The sequence below is a fragment of the Paenibacillus sp. KS1 genome (assembly GCF_001680695.1).
GTDB lineage: Bacteria > Bacillota > Bacilli > Paenibacillales > Paenibacillaceae > Paenibacillus_B > Paenibacillus_B suaedae.
The window spans coordinates 21,898-38,411 of sequence record NZ_MAIS01000060.1 but is presented as its reverse complement, the minus strand read 5'-3'; the positions used below and the strand labels follow the sequence as shown (position 1 = coordinate 38,411).

The 16,514-nt window shown below is 43.4% G+C and carries 11 protein-coding genes; 10 read left to right on the top strand and 1 reads right to left on the bottom strand.

Annotated features, from left to right (window positions below):
- Positions 1 to 760: 760 nt before the first annotated feature.
- From ppc to BBG47_RS18845, 9 genes are all read left to right on the top strand, one after another.
- Positions 761 to 3,550, top strand: a complete 2,790-nt coding sequence (ppc, locus tag BBG47_RS18885) for a phosphoenolpyruvate carboxylase (RefSeq protein ID WP_021255709.1) — start codon at positions 761 to 763, stop codon at positions 3,548 to 3,550.
- A 373-nt stretch (positions 3,551 to 3,923) separates the two neighbouring features.
- A complete protein-coding gene (sigW, locus tag BBG47_RS18880; protein WP_021255710.1) occupies positions 3,924 to 4,490 on the top strand; it encodes an RNA polymerase sigma factor SigW in 567 nt (188 codons plus the stop codon).
- 200 nt (positions 4,491 to 4,690) lie between these two features.
- A complete protein-coding gene (locus tag BBG47_RS18875; RefSeq protein WP_028532705.1) occupies positions 4,691 to 5,308 on the top strand; it encodes a zf-HC2 domain-containing protein in 618 nt (205 codons plus the stop codon).
- 194 nt (positions 5,309 to 5,502) lie between these two features.
- On the top strand, positions 5,503 to 6,327 hold the full coding sequence (cdaA, locus tag BBG47_RS18870) for a diadenylate cyclase CdaA (RefSeq protein ID WP_021255712.1): 825 nt from the start codon (positions 5,503 to 5,505) through the stop codon (positions 6,325 to 6,327).
- Positions 6,320 to 7,759, top strand: a complete 1,440-nt coding sequence (locus BBG47_RS18865) for a CdaR family protein (protein ID WP_065292991.1) — start codon at positions 6,320 to 6,322, stop codon at positions 7,757 to 7,759. Before cdaA ends, BBG47_RS18865 begins: the two co-directional genes overlap by 8 nt.
- Before the next feature lie 149 nt (positions 7,760 to 7,908).
- Positions 7,909 to 9,252: a phosphoglucosamine mutase gene (gene glmM / locus BBG47_RS18860; RefSeq protein ID WP_065292990.1), complete on the top strand. Its 1,344-nt coding sequence runs from the start codon at positions 7,909 to 7,911 to the stop codon at positions 9,250 to 9,252.
- 814 nt (positions 9,253 to 10,066) lie between these two features.
- Entirely contained in the window at positions 10,067 to 11,902 is a 1,836-nt protein-coding gene (glmS, locus tag BBG47_RS18855) for a glutamine--fructose-6-phosphate transaminase (isomerizing) (RefSeq protein ID WP_021255715.1), read from the top strand.
- A 226-nt stretch (positions 11,903 to 12,128) separates the two neighbouring features.
- The gene (locus BBG47_RS18850; RefSeq protein WP_065292989.1) at positions 12,129 to 12,464 is read left to right on the top strand and encodes a helix-turn-helix domain-containing protein; all 336 of its coding nucleotides are present in this window, start codon (positions 12,129 to 12,131) and stop codon (positions 12,462 to 12,464) included.
- Positions 12,465 to 13,060: 596 nt separating this feature from the next.
- Complete coding sequence (locus BBG47_RS18845; protein WP_065292988.1) at positions 13,061 to 14,080, top strand: 3'-5' exonuclease; 1,020 nt, start codon at positions 13,061 to 13,063, stop codon at positions 14,078 to 14,080.
- Positions 14,081 to 14,854: 774 nt separating this feature from the next.
- Here BBG47_RS18845 and BBG47_RS18840 read toward each other — a convergent pair.
- A complete protein-coding gene (locus BBG47_RS18840; RefSeq protein WP_065292987.1) occupies positions 14,855 to 15,334 on the bottom strand; it encodes a helix-turn-helix domain-containing protein in 480 nt (159 codons plus the stop codon).
- Between the two features lie 218 nt (positions 15,335 to 15,552).
- Between BBG47_RS18840 and BBG47_RS18835 the strand changes: the two genes are divergently transcribed.
- Positions 15,553 to 16,395 (top strand): heteromeric transposase endonuclease subunit TnsA, encoded by an 843-nt coding sequence (locus tag BBG47_RS18835; protein WP_065292986.1) that lies wholly within the window; start codon positions 15,553 to 15,555, stop codon positions 16,393 to 16,395.
- The last annotated feature ends 119 nt before the right edge of the window (positions 16,396 to 16,514 follow it).

The following is a 16,514-nucleotide window of genomic DNA, read 5'->3' as shown; positions in this document are numbered from 1 at the left end:
GTGGGTTCGATTCCCATCACCCGCTCCATACAAGAATACAGACGCCAATGGGCGTTTTTTTTGTATATACGATGGGATGAAAACCACAGGGTTCGACCGTCCGTAAGAACTTCGAGGAAATATGCAAGTAGGACGAGCGTCAACATGAACAATAACCGAATGGAGCCTCTCGGCTCCATTTTTCAAATCAGACATGTTGAGTACCGCGCTGCAATGCTTCTTGAAATACGGTTCAGCGCGCGCGTCCGGGAGAAGGACGTGTGGTGCCGACAATAGGAGGCTCGATAAGCGACCGGAGTATTCCCATCACCCGCTCCATTAAGAAAACCAACGCCGTAGGGCGTTTTTTTGTATGTATAGATGTGATGAGAAACCAAGGGTTCGACCGTCCGTAAAGACATCGTGGAAATACTCAAGTAGGACGAGCACCAGCATGAAATCGACGCCGAAAGGCGTTTTTTATTTTGTTGAGAATAGCTGCGTTCGCAGTTCATATTTAGACGATCATGTATGAATTATAGGCTCTACATGAAACATAATGAGTAGGATGATGAACATACATTTCAGGCTGTTTAAGGCTAAAAATACAGGTTAGCGATATCAAAATAACGATCCATTGTAAACCCGAACCAATGTAAGGGGATACAATTGAAACGTGCGATTTTTTCAATGAAAACTAAAGATTTTCGTCTCAATTTGTAGTATGATGTTAAGAAAGTCTTTTACAGACTGTACTGAATTGTGAGATAGGGGGAGACGAATGACTGATCTAACGTTAACCGCAAACAAGACGAATTCCAACAATATGTTGCGGCGGGACGTTCGTTTTCTGGGTAATATACTCGGCGAAGTGCTCGTCCATCAAGGTGGTAATGAATTGCTTAACATTGTGGAGAAGATCCGCGAGCTTAGCAAATCGTTGCGTGCCGTATTTTTACCCGAGTTGTATGAGGAGTTTAAGCAACTCATCAATACGTTGAACCCCGAAATCCGACATCAAGTGATTCGTGCATTCGCTATCTACTTCCAGTTAGTGAACATTGCAGAACAGAATCATCGGATCCGTCGCAAACGCGATTATGAGCGCTCTGCAGGTGAAAGCATTCAACCAGGATCGATCGAAAGTGTGATCATGGAGTTGAAGGAGCGTAAAGTTTCCGAAGAAGAATTGCAAGAAATTATTGAAAGCATTTCTTTGGAACTTGTCATAACGGCGCACCCGACTGAGGCGATGCGTCGGGCCATTCTCGATATTCATAAGCGCATCGCTGATGATGTCACAATGTTGGATAATCCAACTCTGACACACCGTGAGCGTGAACAATTGCGAGATAAGCTGCTGAACGAAGTGATAACACTGTGGCAAACGGATGAGCTGCGTGATCGTAAGCCAACTGTACTCGATGAAGTGCGCAACGGCTTATTCTATTTCAACGAGACACTGTTCGATGTACTGCCAGATGTATATCATGAATTGGAACGCTGCCTGGATAAGTACTATCCATCCGGAGGATGGCATGTGCCTACTTACCTTCGATTTGGTTCTTGGATCGGTGGCGACCGTGACGGCAATCCTTCGGTTACCCATGATGTAACATGGGAAACATTGAAGATGCAGCGTACTCTTGCGATTCGCAAATACGAGGAGCGATTGAAGTCCTTATTCCGTACGCTTAGCTTCAGTACTACAATTGTATCTGTATCTGAGGAGCTGCTTTCCTCGATTGCAGAGGACAGCCGCAATGTGACATTGACGCATGCGGGATACTGGAACAATGAGAAGGAACCGTATCGTATCAAGTTAATCTACATGTTCGAGAAGTTGAATAATATACTGGATGAGTCGACGAAGGGGACAGCACAGCGTTACAACAATCCGCTTGAGTTCTTGGAAGATCTGAGAATTATTGACCGGAGCTTGCGCCACCACTTCGCAGATTATGTATCAGACACGTATGTGAAGAAACTGATTCGTCAAGTAGAACTGTTCGGCTTCCACATGGCGACACTTGATATTCGTCAGCATAGTAAAGAGCATGAAAATGCAATGACTGAAATTTTGGCTAACATGAACATCGTGGACGATTACAGCAGCTTGAGCGAAGAGGAGAAGATTGAGCTTCTTAATCGCTTGCTGAATGATCCTCGTCCATTGATATCGGAATATATTCAATATAGTGAATCTACAACTGAAGTACTGAATGTGTATCGTATCGTCTATGATGCACAGAAGGAATTCGGTGAGAAATGTATTACAAGCTACTTGATCAGTATGGCGGAGGCAGCGAGCGATGTGCTTGAAGTCATGCTGCTGGCGAAGGAAGTAGGCTTGTTCCGCAAAGAGAAAGGCAAAGTACACTGCACATTGCAGGCTGTGCCGCTTTTCGAGACTGTCGACGACCTTCATGCCGCACCTGCGATCATGAAGACGTTGTTTGATTTGCCGATATACCGCAGTGCTGTTGAAGCAATGAATGATCTGCAGGAGATCATGCTTGGCTACTCAGACAGTAACAAAGACGGCGGTGCATTTACAGCGAACTGGGAGCTTCGTATGGCTCTGAAGGAACTGACGGCGTCTGCGAAGAAGTACGATGTGAAATTGAAGTTCTTCCATGGTCGTGGCGGTGCACTTGGTCGTGGTGGTATGCCATTGAATCGCAGTATTATGGCTCAGCCTCCACACACGATTGGTGGCGGCATCAAGATTACGGAGCAGGGTGAAGTATTGTCTTCCCGCTATTCCGTACAAGGTATTGCTTACCGAAGCTTGGAACAAGCTACTTCGGCACTTATACAAGCGGCTACGCTGGCTCGTACGCCGCATACGGATCTGTATGAATCGAAGTGGAAGGAGCTCATGGAGAGCATCTCCCAGGCTTCGCTGAAGAAGTATCAGGATCTGATCTTCCGTGATCCAGACTTCATGACGTTCTTCAAGGAGTCTACGCCGCTTCCAGAGATCGGTGAACTGAACATCGGTTCACGTCCGTCGAAGCGGAAGAACAGTGACCGCTTCGAAGACTTGCGTGCGATCCCTTGGGTATTCGCATGGACGCAGAGCCGGTACTTGCTCCCTGCGTGGTATGCAGCAGGAACAGGATTGCAGAGCTTCTATCAAGGCAAGGAAGAGAATATGGAAACAATGCGCCATATGTATCAGAATTATTCCTTCTTCCAGTCTATGATCGACAGCTTGCAAATGGCACTTGCGAAGGCGGATCTTGTCATTGCCAAGGAATATGCAGGCATGATTAAGGACGAAACCATTCGCGAGCGTATATTTACGCAAATTGAGGAAGAATTCAAATTGACTTCTTCGTTAATCCTGCAAATTACCGGACAAGAGGATATTCTCGACAATGTTCCTGTCATCCAGGAATCGATTCGCTTGCGCAATCCATACGTGGATCCGCTCAGCTATATGCAGGTGGAACTGCTGGCAGAACTGCGCGAGCTTCGTGAGAACGAAGAGGATGATGCGGTATTGCTGCGGGAAGTTTTGCTTACGATTAACGGTATTGCAGCAGGGCTTCGAAATACAGGTTGATAATGTCGGAATGATCGATTTCCGCAGGCTACGTCGATACGTAAACAGCACGAAGTAGCGACGATGCAGTCGAGTCTTGAGCGATCGAGGCTCGACTTTTCCTGTGTTTATACATAGGAAAGAGTGCGCCGGCAAAGAAGAGCAGCATTGCTTCTGCATCGACACACTCGCACCCCTAGGGCAGCGACAGGCAGGGAACGAGGCTTCCCGAATGAGCCATTGTTCATTCACTGAATTCGGTGAATGATCGTGAGCACAGTAAGATACGTTGCTCCCAAGGTTCGCATTCCTGCTTACGATGTCCGGCATTGTCATTGAGGTGCAATGATTGAGAAGACATCGGCATAAGAGCAGTGAGGATGGAGGGAGACGCTTGGATACGCTAGAACAACGGCTCGTGAGATTAGCTCGAAAAGGGGATACGCGAGCGTTTGCCGAGATTGTCGATTTATATAAGGATAAAATATTCCATCTTGCCTATCGCATGCTGAGTAATCGGCATGAAGCAGAGGATGTGGTACAAGATACATTTCTGCGTGTATATCGCAATTTGGATCGTTACGATGAGACTCAGAAGTTCTCGACTTGGATCTATCGTATCGGAACGAACCTGTGCATTGATCGCTTGCGCAAACGGAAGCCGAATTATTCCCTTGATGCAGAGATGAATGACCAGGAGGGCATTGACGGGTATGCGATGATCCCTAGCGATAATCGTACACCTGAGACATACTTGCTTGTAAGCGAGACTCAGAAAATGGTCCATGAGGCGATTGAGAGTCTCCCTGCAAAATATAAGACCGTGATGGTGCTTCGTTACTTAAAGGATATGTCGCTGCAGGAAATTAGCGATGTACTGGATATGCCTGTGACCACGATCAAAACGAGGGTGCACCGGGGACGAGAATTTCTCCGCAAGAAGCTGGAACGTAAAATCTGATAAAAAATAGCAGGCTAAAGAGTGAAACTATTTTGCATTCAAGTCGTATCGTATAACAAGCCGAATGAGCCCTAACGAAAATGTATAGAATGTTGGGAAAGACTTCGGTGCATGACGATACGTCCCAGATAGGGTCATCCTTCTTAATGTAGGATGCGCCATCGTATCTGATTGGAGACTCCATGAAAGGATTGGCTCAAATGGATTGCAAACAAGCCGTCTCATTAATGCATGATTTACTAGATGACGATTTGACACCGGAATATGCACTCGAATTGAAAGAACATATGCTTGCATGCCCGGATTGCCGCGAACGATTTCGTCAGTTAGAGGAGATGGATACTCTGCTGTACAGCTTCAATCACCGAGTGCAGCCTGTATCGGATGATTTGACGGCACGGGTCATGAGCGTTATACCGAAGCCGAAGCAGCAAAGTGCGTTCATGCTATGGGTCAAACGTCACCCAGCCATTACCGTCGCAGCCGTCTTTGTGTTGGTTATGATGACAAGTGCGCTAAGTATGTGGAATGCGGATAAGCAGCTTATGGTTAAGGGCGCTGATCTGAATGGAGTTGTCGTAGAGAATAATAAGGTCATCGTGCCTTCGGATAAAGTAATATCAGGTAACTTAACGATTCATAACGGAGTCGCAGAAGTGTACGGCAAAGTGAAGGGCGATGTAACCGTCATTGACGGGAAGCTGTATCAAGCATCTACGGCAAATATTTCGGGATCGGTTCACCAAATTGACGAAGCACTAAGCTGGATGTGGTACCAGCTTACGAACTTGTTCGGCACGGGGCCGTCGTTGCCATAACGAATGACAGTATCCGTATCTGTTGTACCGAGGCTCTCCTGCAGCTATTGCAGGAGGGCTTTTTTGTAAGAATGGATAAGAATGGGATATAAATTTTGCTTCATCAAGACGAAAAGGTTATAGTTATACATAGAGAGGTGCTTCATCTTCTCATCAGGATCTTATCAGGGGAAACGAACGCCGGGGGTACCTGCATGAATTATTTTGCGGACATGTCGTGGAAAGACACGATCAAGAATATCATCGATATTTTAATCGTTAGTTATGTAATTTATAAGCTACTTGTGCTCATCCGCGGAACGCGTGCTGTCCAGTTGCTGAAGGGGATCTTTATCCTCGTTGTGACTTGGGCGATCAGTACGTGGTTTGATTTGTATACGCTGAAATGGCTTATGAATCAAATGTTTACGTTCGGGGTTCTTGCGATCGTAATTATTTTTCAACCTGAGCTGCGACGAGCATTGGAGCAGTTGGGTCGAGGGAAAATGTTCGGTGGACGCGCGGTAGCAGAGGAAGATGAGACGGCTCGTGTTATTAGCGAGCTTATTAAAGCAGTTAATTATATGTCACGACGTAAGATCGGTGCACTCATCGTCTTCGAACGTGTGACAGGGTTGAATGAATACACGGAGTCAGGCATTGCCATGAACTCCCGTATTAGCTCAGAGTTGCTCATTAACCTATTTATCCCGAATACACCACTGCACGACGGAGCAGTTATTATACAAGGCAGCCAAATTGCAGCAGCAGCTTGTTATTTGCCGTTGTCCGAGAATCCATTTATCAGTAAGGAATTGGGGACAAGACATCGGGCAGCTATTGGAATCAGTGAAGTATGTGATGCAATTTCTGTTGTCGTCTCCGAGGAGACAGGACAAGTGTCCCTTGCTATCAATGGACAAGTTGTGCGTGATATTAAGGAAGAATCACTCATATCCAAGCTGTTCGATGAGTTAAAGCCGAAGGCGAAGAAAGAACTAAAAATGTTCTGGAAACGAAAAGGTGAGCATCATGGATAAGTGGTTAATGAATAATAATGCAGCGAAGATTATCGCGTTAGTATTAGGTGTGCTTCTATTCGCTGTCGTACATAAAGACGATACAACACCGACTTCTCCGCAGCCGCTCATGGAATCTCGCTGGATTGATGACGTGCAAGTACGGATTGTCGGATTGGATACGAAGCAGCAGGTAATTAAATCCATACGGCCGGATAAGGTACGTATACAGGTTCGAGGCAAGCGGACAGCGATTGCTTCTGCATTGCCAGAAGATTATAAAGTAACACTTGATTTAACAGGCTATGGGAAGGGGAAGCATGTGGTACAGCTCCGTCATGAGTTGCCAACTGGAATCGACTTGATGTCGATGGAGCCGAGCAGTGCAACGATTGAGCTGGAGGATGTGCAGACGAAGGAGTACGAAGTACAGGTACAAACAGAAGGAACCCCTGCCAAAGGATATAAGGCAGGCACTCCAATTGTGCGTCCTTCGAACCGGGTCCATGTAACGCTTCCCGCATCTCGTATGGCTGAAGTAAAATCGATAGTAGGTACAGTAAGTGTCGATAAGGCGAATGAGTCTGTCATCACGAAGCGGGTGAAGTTGACGGCGTATAATGCGAGAGGCGATGAAGTGGAGGGAGCAGTCCTGACACCATCTTTTGTCGAGGTCGAAGTACCGATCACGAAGCCATTCAAGACCGTACCTCTCCAAGTGAATTTGACTGGACAATTAGCGGAAGGACTTGCTGTGTCAGCCTTGTCTCCAGATGTCAATCAGGTGACCCTGTACGGCCCTCAGGAAGCGTTGGATAAGATCGAATACTTGGATAATGTACAAGTCGATTTGCGCCAATTTGAAGCTGCTGGGACGTATAAGATAAAGGTACAATTGACGCTGCCTGCGAACATTGAGAAAATAGAACCGAGTGAGATTACTGTCGAATTGCAAATTTCGGGTGTAAAACAGCGTACGATAACGGACGTTCCTATTACACTAACGGGCGACAATGACCGATTGGAGACGACAATTGCGGAACCGGCTTCCCGCAAGATGGACGTTATTGTTGTTGGCGCACCGAATCTGATTGATGCGCTGAAGGTAAGTGACATTCAGTTGATTGCGAATGTGAATGACTTGCCTCCTGGTGAGCATACAGTGAACTTGCAGGTAAATTTACCTCGGTTCGTTCGACGAGTGGATTCAACTCCGCTAACGATCAAGGTCGTAATTAAGGATACGGAAGCGCCCGTAACGACATTGCCTGATCCGAAGCCTCCTACTTCGATCCCAGAAGAAGTAGGCAACGGCTCGACATCAGGAACCCAGAATGAGACGGGGCATCCAAGCAATCCATCGACCGACACTCATGAGAATCCGCCTTCCTCGAATGAAGCGGAAGGAACACCGACCGAAGCGGTGAACGGATCAGTGGAACATTCCAACTAGAGATGTGTGACATCTATGAATTGACGAATAGAATAATGAAAATCAAATTTACGACGTGAGAATAGATGCTGCACAGGATGGATTTATGATCGAAGTGCTAACTACAGCAGATCATATTGATTGATGGCAGCATGAAGGAGAAGCGAACGATGGGGAAATATTTTGGTACTGATGGTGTACGCGGTGTAGCGAATCAGGAATTGACAGCAGAACTTGCTTTTAAAATTGGACGCTGTGGAGGCTATGTACTGACGAAGCAGGCATCAGGCAAACCGAAGGTGGTTATCGGTATGGATACGCGTGTATCTGGCCGTATGCTTGAGGCTTCATTGACAGCAGGTTTGCTGTCAATTGGTGCAGATGTCATCCAGCTTGGGGTGTTGTCTACACCAGCTGTTGCATATCTGACACGTGTATTGGGTGCTGACGCAGGGGTTATGATCTCTGCCTCCCATAACCCTGTTCAGGACAACGGGATTAAGTTCTTCGGCAGCGACGGCTACAAGCTGCTTGATGAGACAGAACTTGAAATTGAGCAGCTAATGGATGCTGCTAAAGATGAGCTTCCTCGTCCAATTGGCGAAGGTCTCGGTACGGTTACAGTGGATACGGATGCGAAGTGGCGCTATGTAGAGTATTTGGAATCTACAGTTGATCAACGCTTCGATGGAATGCGTATTGTGCTCGATTGCGCACACGGTGCTGCTTATGAGTTGGCACCACGCTTGTTCCGTGAACTTGGTGCAGAAGTAATCGCTATTGGCGCTGAGCCAACAGGTCTGAACATCAACGATCATTGCGGTTCAACGCATCCGGAAATGTTGAAGGAAGAAGTGCTGCGCCACAAGGCTCATTTGGGTCTGGCTTTTGACGGCGATGCGGATCGCTTGATTGCCATTGATGAACATGGCGAGGAAGTTGACGGCGACTTCATTCTGCTCATTTGCGGCGATGCAATGAAGCGGGCTGGTCGTTTGAATAGTGATACGATTGTAACAACAGTCATGAGCAACATTGGCTTCTTCAAGGGTGCTGAGAAGCACGGATTGAATACAGCCAAGACGGCAGTTGGCGATCGCTACGTTATGGAAGAAATGCGCCGCGGTAATTATAACTTAGGCGGTGAGCAATCCGGACATGTTATCTTCTTGGATTACAATACGACAGGGGACGGCATGCTGTCTGGTATCCAATTGGTTGCTAACTTGAAGGCAAATGGCCAATCCTTAAGTGAAGCGAAGTCGCTTATGCGCAAATACCCGCAAGTGCTGGTGAACGTGCGTGTTGGGGATAAATCGAAATACCAAGGCAATGCAGCTATCGAGAAGGCGATTGCGGAAGTTGAGCAGGAGTTGGGTGACAATGGTCGCGTGCTCGTTCGTCCATCCGGGACAGAATCCCTGATACGTGTTATGGCCGAAGGCCCTGAGGCGGATATTGTAGAGGGATATGTAAACCGCATTGTAGAGGTTGTACAGAAAGAACTAGCTTAATAGGACTTGTTCAGAGCCGTTTGCTTGACGTTGTCAGGTAAGCGGCTTTTTTCCTATTTTCTGTAGCATTGTTGCGAAAAATGGCTAAAGTGAATATAATGTAAGAACATGTTCCGCAAATACAGAGTGGGTAAGGCGAAGCCGATGCCTGGAAGCTCAGCCAAGAAGCCGGTGTATGATGCAGGAACAGCTTATGCTAGAGGATGAGCCAGTCCTCTTCGTAAGGAAGATAGGAAATAGAAGATGATTCACATATAGAAAGTGAGGATTGTGAGGTTGGCAATGTAACGGGCAACCGTTCAAGAAGCGCCAGCGCTTGCTGCTGAATCGGCCATTGCAGCGAGTGGACGAGGTGGAGGTGTTCGAAATGTTCGGCGGGGACCTCCCGGTGTGTTACCGGCACCGTAAGAGCATTAGCGGAATGCAGGAGAGGCGACTTTCCTGACAACGCATGCTTACGCAGGTATGTTTGATAATGAGATGGAGATACACTTGCATAGTCAAGGCGTATCCATTTGGAGATACAATGCAGCTGATTATCGCTGCCATTAAGATTTAACTCAATTAACTACTAAGAATCGGGCTGTCTCGTGGATGGACAGAGCACACAGAGTCCAAGCTGGCTAACAAGCTTGCTTGTTGTGCTGCTTGGCGAAGTAGGCTATTACAAATTAGGCTGCTTCCCTCGTTATCCATGAGCTTATTGAACTTTATAAGTCATCCAATAATGCTATGCACTCACGCTTATGAGGCATGGACTTCTGTGTGCGACGTCGCCAACTGGAGAGGCCGCGAATAATCGGAGGTCTATATTATGTGTGGTATTGTCGGATATATTGGAGCTAGAAATTCTCAAGCGGTGTTGTTGGAAGGATTGGGCAAGCTGGAGTATCGTGGATATGATTCTGCTGGCATTGCTGTATTCACACCGGAAGGCTTGCAAGTGCGCAAGGCACAAGGTAGATTAGCTGTCCTTGCTTCTCAATTGGAGGATGAGCCGCTGCAAGGTTCGGTAGGCATTGGCCACACTCGCTGGGCGACACATGGCAAGCCTTCGAATGAGAATTCGCATCCACATACGGATGCATCGATGAAGTTCTCTGTTGTTCATAATGGTATTATCGAGAACTATATGGAGCTGAAGGAAGAGCTGATCGCGTCCGGAGTTGTATTCCGTTCAGAGACGGATACAGAGGTCATTTCTCATCTGATTGCTCAAGAGTATGACGGAGATATTGTGAAGGCTGTGCAGAAGGCTACAGCGCGTATGCGCGGTGCTTATGCATTGGCTGTCCTGACAGAGCATGAACCGGATAAGCTGGTTGCTGTTCGCTTCGCAAGTCCGTTAGTTATCGGTATTGGAGAAGGCGAGAATTTTATCGGTTCGGATATTCCGGCGATTTTGCAATATACACGTCGAGTGTATATTTTGAACGACAACGAAATGGCCGTACTGACTAAGGACGCTGTCGAATTGATGACGTTAGAGGGGAATTTTATTTCTCGGGAAATGATTGTTGTCGATTGGGACGTGTTGACTGCAGAAAAAGGCGGTTACGACCATTTCATGCTCAAAGAAATTCATGAGCAGCCCAAGGCATATCGCGACACGATGCGCGGTAGAATGCAAGAAGATCGCAGTGGAATCAAGCTTCCCGAGTTGAAGCATTTGACTGCAGAGAAATTACAAGAAATTCGCAACGTGCATATTGTCGCATGCGGTACTGCTTATCATGCAGGTCTTGTCGGACGTACGCTGATCGAGCAATGTGCAGGCGTTCCCGTGGAGACAGATGTCGCTTCGGAGTATCGCTACCGTTCGCCAATTATTACACCACAGACGCTTGTTATTGTTGTCAGCCAGTCTGGTGAGACAGCAGACACACTCGCAGCACTCCGTGAAGCAAAACGCTGCGGTGCGACGGTTCTGGCGATTACGAACGTAGTAGGCAGCTCGGTTGCCCGTGAAGCAGACGATACCATTGTTACATGGGCAGGTCCTGAGATTGCGGTTGCCTCTACTAAGGCGTACACATCACAACTTGTTGCCTTCATGATATTCAGCCTGTACTGGGCAGAGAAGCTTGGCCTTCACGATCAGGCTTGGATTCGTGAGCAGATTGCTGCGATGCAGGCATTGCCGGAGCAAGTGGAGCGCATTCTGGAGCAATCTGACGAACTGAAGCGGGTTGCAGAGGACATTGCGAAGCACGACAATATGTTCTTCATCGGACGTGGTCTGGATTATGCGGTAGCATTGGAAGGATCGCTGAAGCTGAAAGAGATCTCATATATTCATTCCGAGGCGTACGCAGCGGGTGAATTGAAGCACGGCACACTTGCCTTGATCGAAGAAGGTGTACCTGTCATCGCACTCGCTACACAGACTGCGCTTGTTGAGAAGACAGTGAGCAACATTAAGGAAGTGAAGGCGCGCGGCGGTGTCGTTTATGCGATTACTGACGAAGCGAATGCTGCTGCAGTAGAGAAGGCGGTAGATGGCATGTTCGTACTGCCAGCTACGCTGTCTCGCTTGTCTCCTGCCTTGTCTGTAGTGCCATTGCAGCTTGTTGCTTACTACGCAAGCTTGGCACGCGGCAATGATGTGGATAAGCCAAGGAACTTGGCGAAGAGTGTGACTGTGGAATAGAGAAGAGGACTGAGTGAAGTCTATTGTCTAGTGATAAAAAAGTCTGGAACCAGTAAAAAAACTGTGGAACCAGTGAAAAAAGTCTGGAACCAGTAAAAAATGTGTGGAACCACAATTGAAATGACTAGCGCATCTAGAGGGGATCCTGAAGAAATTATTTCGGGCTCCCCACTTTTATTAGAAGGAAATAATTTTGCTTGAAATTTGATAAGTGGTGGTGAAATGTATGACCGAAATTGGATATAGAATAAAATGTATTAGAAAAGAGAATAATCTCAACCAATCTCAATTTGCAAAAAACATAGGAATTTCTCAAGGGAATCTGAGTGAAATTGAAATGGGAAATAGCAAGCCTTCAGCGGAAACATTAATATCAATTAGGAATCAATATAATGTTAATCTAAACTGGTTATTAACAGGTGTAGATTCGATAAATGGAACTACATATGAAGACTATAATGAAAAAAAGTTACTTGAGGCTTATAGAACCCTTAATGATTGTGATAAGAATGAAATTATAGAGATAGTACAATTGAAGATAAAATTAAGGTCAAATGTATGAAGAATTAGAGTATACCAAAAATGAAGTTGATGTTATTTACGTTAAAATTGATACTTTACTTTAAAGCAGGATAACAAAAAGGAATGTCCTGAAAACATTAATATTTAGTTGAAAGAATCACCTGCAGGTTTTTAGAATATTTATAGACATCCACCTCGTATTAAGCCATTCGTTAGAGATATATTTGATGATTTAACTGTGCAATTTTAGAGCCTTTCCAGTAGGAGTAATTTAGAACATACTTTTTCCCCCTGGATATTCATATCTTAAAATTATCTCCAGATTTGTTTTCCCTTCATAAACAACACTCCTTATAAAACTTCACATTTCAAAAGATAAGCAGAGATATTTTCTCTCCTGCTCTCGAGCAAAAAACTCGTAATAATATCAATAACTTTTTAGTTCTTTCGATAAGTGAACATATTAATTATGGATTTTATCATTACCATATATTAGAATCAAAGTGTAATTTCTATTTCCTTCCTTTGTCCAAAAGTTCTATCTGATTAAGTAGAGTATTATAGTGCGAACTAAATAATAACTTATTTATTTGAATGTCCTTTATAAACAATTTAACTTGGGAAGAAGGGGAGCATATGGAGATAACACTAGCTGTAGAGGTATTTCAGCTAGAAAATCGGTTTTCAACGGCTATGTATTGTGATATTAAAGGAATTAAACAAGGCTACATGTTCCTTAACCAAGGAAAATCTACTCCTGATAAAGTGTTCGGTGAAGGAATTATTTGCACATTACGCATTTTAGAAAAAAAATATAATGATCGCTCACTACTGCTTGCTTTCCCAGAGGTGTACTTAAGTATCACAAATCCTCAAACTCGTACTGAAGTTTTTCGTCTTCTAAATCAATTCATCTCTTTCAAATTTATTAAGGATGAATATGAGGAATTACTTAAAGTAGTAAATCACATGGGGCATACTGATCTAATAAAAGAAGGAACTCTTCATGGGTATTTGCCCAATCAAGTGGATATTATGAAGAAACAGTTAGAAAAAAAAGATACAAAAGAAAAGAGATTGAGTATTCCTTTGGACTACAATGGGATAGGTTTACCATATGAAGGTGTGATTATTGATTTCGAAACCAACTCCCCTTTTGTTAAGTATGCTCGAATTTTTGAAGTAGGGGCTATTAAATTTAAAAATGGTGTGATTGTAGACCGATTTCAAAGCTTCTCGAACCCAGGGATCAAGATTCCTAAATCTATACGAGAATTAACAGGAATCAAACAATCAGAGATTGATGCAGCGCCAAAGTCAAGTATCGTCATGAAGAATCTTTTAAAGTTCATTGGAAAAACACCTATTCTAGTAGGTCACAACCTTCATAGATACGACTTTGAATTGCTTCGTACGTATATGGAGAGATTTAAGTTACCTCCTTGGAAGGGCCAATTATTATGCACTAAAAAAACTGCAAAAAGAGCTCAACTAATTGTTAATAATTATAAATTAGAAACTCTATGCCACTTGTTTGGGATACAGAATAAATCAGCACACCGAGCTTTAAGTGATTGTGAGGCCACTTTTGAATTACTCCTGGCTCTATACGAGCATACTATCTTAGGAAGTGAACTAAATAATCAAAAAAAATAAATATTCTTTTGGTTTGCAGAGTCAGTAAGTAAATTAAGTTAGCTTCTTGTAGGCTGCCTATTGACTTTAATTTTTAGTATAAGGCACTGTAGATTATACTAAAGGAGGTGTTAACTATTAATACTGATATTGCTCTCTCCATCACTAAAACTCTTCTTTCTGATATTCAAGGAAGATATCATATTGATTCGAGTGTTTTTAATGTTAGTGATCGATCAGAAATTAACCAATTAGTTGTGATGTTTGAAGAATGGAGAAAATTGGTGTCAGATCAACTATATAATGTAGGTTTAATAAATGAGCGATATTCAGCAATAACACTTAAAGAATTGGAATTAATGAGCCTCGTCAATATTTTAGAGCTGCGTAGTTTTTATATGGATTCGATATATTGATGGGAATACCCTTGAATGTACTTTCGGAATTTCTTAATTGTAAAGGACTGCTTTAAGGTAGGGGAAGTATTCAGTTAAATATTTCAATAATGCTTAATCGTAATTGAATTTTTTTGATATAAAATATCTAAAAACAGATGGAAGATTAAATTATACTTATATGGATAAAATGATTGATAGACATACTGGACTGACCAACGAAGTCTACGGCAAAGGAGCAGTGATTGATTCAGGGTGCTCGTTACACCTATATAAATATATAAAGAAATAAGACACTGAAAGCTTTCGCCCATATCTTTTTTCATTGGATTAGGATTAATCATAAAGGTGGAAAAAGGTATGGGCAAAAGGGTGTTAAATCTAGTTATTAATCACAACATTAAAATAACTGAGATTCTTCGCCTATATTGATAAGTGACTTGAGGGTTTCTTCTTGAATGTCACGTGTAACTTTTTTAATACTACTTAGTGTGATTTCAATAATTGTAGTAAGCATTTTCTTTTCATTTGGGCTTATTTTATTACTACCAACTGTAAGTGGAGTATCCGAATTAATTAATTCAACTAAGTCCCACCCCTTATCTTTTACAAAGGAGTAATCTTTTTCTTTTAAAATGGATAGTTGACCGAATAGATCTCTAAAATGAGGTGTAGGGAAATTAGATAACCCTAGCAAGTAGTCTGACGAGACCTCAAAGGTATTAGCTAATGCGATAATTTGTTTTGGGTCAGGATTCGCCTTGCTGCGTTCCCAATTAGAAATAACTTGTTTAGTTGTACCGATTTTTTTTGCAAGTTCCTCTTGAGTCCATTTTCTTGATGAACGTGTACTTTTAATTCTTTCTCCTAGTACTGACATAAAATTCCCCTATCAATAATCATTCACGTATTTGAATACTAAGCTGAACACTAAACTGAACTTTTAAAATTAAGATAGCATAGCACATACAAAGCTGCAAAATATTTCGCTTTTCCGTTGACAAATAGAATAATTTTCCTTTATGATCACAATCAAATATTAATTGATTTGTGTTGCATAAATAAAATAATAATAGACATCTGGTTGGAGGTTTTGTTATGTCCAAAAGACGTCAACGTACTACTGCAGCAACAATTGCAAGGAGGATAAGAGAAGGGCGTGGTAAGGGACATTTTGCGGATTATAAGCCATGGTTAACTATTCATGATGTTCCTTCCCTTGGGATTGTAACTAGGGTTTTTGGTTGGAAGAGTAGACGAGTACATCATTATTTCTCAGAACATTTTGAATTGGCTCATCATTATCAGATGGAATGGGCATCTGATGTCATTGATATCAGGGAGCAGTATCCTTTATTGCCGCTAGAAAAAACATTGTTTATCGCTCAAAAGTTAGGCATCAAGCATCCAATTGACCCTAAAACCAAGCATCCAATTGTAATGACAACAGACATGTTGCTAACCGTAAGGTCAAGTGGAGAACTTCGGTTTAAAGCTCATTCTATCAAACCTATAGATAAGCTAAATCGAAGGGTATTAGAGAAGTTACAAATTGAGCAGATTTTCATGAAAGATCAAGGCATTGAATGGAGATTAATTACTGAAAATCAAATCAACTATGATTTGGTAAAAAATGTGGAATGGTTGCACTCGTTTAAAAATTTGGAGGAGAGTGCATTTTTGAACAATAAAATGGTGTGTGCGTTAGAGCCAATATTATATGAACGTATTACTAATCAAAACCAGCCGTTAGCAAAGATTACTTTAGAATTAGACAAACGAGAAGGCTTGTTAATGGGAACAAGTATGAATATCGTACGCTATCTGATTGCTAATCGTTTGTGGGAGGTAGATATGAATCTCAGAATTCTTCCTACTCAACAAAGATTGAAAATACTAGTAAACCATTTTCAGGGTTGGAGGGTGGGCATTCAAAGTTAATCTCTTAAGGGCATTGTTGATACATTGAACTGAGGATTGAATTACTAAGTGGTATATATGTGGCCTTCTTGGAGAGCACTAGTAAACTCGACTCATGTAACTGTTCCATTTATTGGGGG